General features: G+C 38.2%; 1 protein-coding gene. It reads left to right on the top strand.

The window, feature by feature from the left end:
- Positions 1-360 (top strand): hypothetical protein (locus tag GVV58_RS15325; protein WP_101458563.1); only part of this gene is annotated, 360 nt, incomplete at its 5' end.
- Position 361: the final 1 nt, after the last annotated feature.

Genomic DNA, 361 nt, shown 5'->3' with positions numbered 1-361 from the left:
CTATTAGGAAAGCCTCCTGAATGGTCACCAGTACATTTTAATTTTGGAAAAATTCCTAATTACGATAAACAAGGTGTATATGCGTTTATCAAAGGGGATTTAGTGACTTATATCGGTGTTGGGACTTCTAGAGGTGCTGGCCGTTATCGTGGTAATGGCTTAAGCGCCAGGGTAATGAAATATTGCCGATGGAATGAAGATAAAACTGAATATATTGCGATAGATCCAAGACTGAAAGATGCTGGGTCCATCATTACAATAGGCTTTGAACGTGATACGGCTTATTTAGCAAATGCCCTAGAAGTTTTTCTTATCTCTAAAATCCAACCTGTCCACAATGTGGTTAAAGTTGGTATGTAAT

Source organism: Acinetobacter sp. 18QD2AZ41W (genome assembly GCF_009829025.1).
Classification (GTDB): Bacteria; Pseudomonadota; Gammaproteobacteria; order Pseudomonadales; family Moraxellaceae; genus Acinetobacter; species Acinetobacter pseudolwoffii.
The sequence above is the reverse complement of the archived record's forward strand: the minus strand, read 5'-3'. Positions and strand labels throughout refer to the sequence as shown.